The organism is Candidatus Acidianus copahuensis (assembly GCF_000632495.1).
GTDB lineage: Archaea > Thermoproteota > Thermoprotei_A > Sulfolobales > Sulfolobaceae > Acidianus > Acidianus copahuensis.
On the sequence record NZ_JFZT01000056.1, the window covers coordinates 1 to 1,437 of the forward strand.

At 37.2% G+C, this 1,437-nt stretch carries 2 protein-coding genes; one reads left to right on the forward strand and one right to left on the reverse strand.

Features of this window, described 5'->3' with window-relative positions; all coding sequences use genetic code 11:
• Nucleotides 1–768, forward strand: a 768-nt coding sequence (locus tag CM19_RS13130) for a hypothetical protein (protein WP_048100348.1), incomplete at its 5' end; no start/stop codon positions are given.
• 47 nt (nt 769–815) lie between these two features.
• Here the strand turns inward: CM19_RS13130 and CM19_RS10210 are convergent.
• A partial coding sequence (locus tag CM19_RS10210; protein ID WP_048100349.1) for an MFS transporter occupies nt 816–1,437 on the reverse strand: 622 nt, incomplete at its 5' end.

A 1,437-nucleotide genomic window follows, 5' to 3' on the forward strand; every position in this document is an offset into this window, starting at 1 on the left:
TGGGTTGTATGCGGTGGTGTTAGCTTAACATCCCCCAAGATCCAGACTGGGGAGTTATACATTAATGCAACTCATGTTGAATATGGGATTTACCAGGGAGGATGGCACGAAGAGACTGGGTTCTACGGACCATTAAATATATCTTTAGAAGGAAATTACACTTATTCCAATTCTCATAACAATGAAGGTTATTTCTCTGTTATAGATTATATAGCAATTATAAATGTTGTCTATGAAAATGGGAAAAGTGTAACTATAATGTCTATTGGCCCAATTGAACACAAAAGATTTCCTCAAATTTCTATTAATATCGACCATGGTTCAAGGGGGTATTATAATCAATTAACTTGGATTGCAACTGTAGAAGGGACTGAGAAAATTAGCGTAGAACCGACGCTAATAGACGCAAAGTTTAACTGGTGTTACATCGAAACTACAATAGAAATTGACTTCAAAAGTCCAATAAATATAGACTATGTTAGAGTTACAATGCAGGGGCATGCAAACTCGTATACTAGTTTTGGTGGTGCTGTGGAATGGGCTGGAAACTTCGAAGCAAGTGAAGTTAATTTAACAGCGATTGCGGAAAGCAACGGGCTATACTGCAGTGTTTCTTTTACCAATAAAATTACCGTACAACTAGGAGTGTCAGATGGGGGGTATGTACTTTACGATGGTGGTTATCTGAATTTTTCAATTTCCAATTTCGAATATCAAGGAGGGCCAATCCCAAGCGCGCCAAGTATATATCTATCGGATTGGAGTTAAAAAACATTTTTTTCAAACTTAAGTAAGGTTACGCTTGTTCAGTTTACTCAATTTAGAGGCTTAGTTTTCTCTAGTTCCTTTTTGCTGTATTTTTTGATTTCAGTTACTCTGTGTTCTCCAAACAATTTAACTATTTGCTCTAATGAAAGCCCCTTTGTCTCAGGTAGTAATAGGTAAACAATTGCTAACGCCAGAGCATCTAGAGCCGTAAATACAAACATCGAACCTGCTAGACCAATTGTTGATAACATTACAGGAAATACTTCTATTATTACAAAGTTTGATATCCAGTCAATGAAAGCTATTAATGCTGCCATTCTTCCCCTTATGCGAGTATCGAAATACTCAGCTTGAATTAACCATCCAGTTCCCCCAACTCCATAAGCGAAGAATACTATAAATCCTGCAAAAGCTATGAGTGCTCCTATTAAAATTCCTCTCATAAGTAGAATTCCTCCAAGCAAGTCGAAAGCTAGCATACCTGCATATGCCGATAAACCTAAGCTTCTTCTGCCTATTCTATCAATATACTTAAAAGCAATATAGGTCGCAGCAACATTTATCGCTGCTAAGATTGATGCGGCCTCAACTGAGGATATTTCGCTATAAACTGGATTACTAGAAGAACCAAACAAGTGAAGACTAAGAAGTATCGTAGGCCCATAGTAA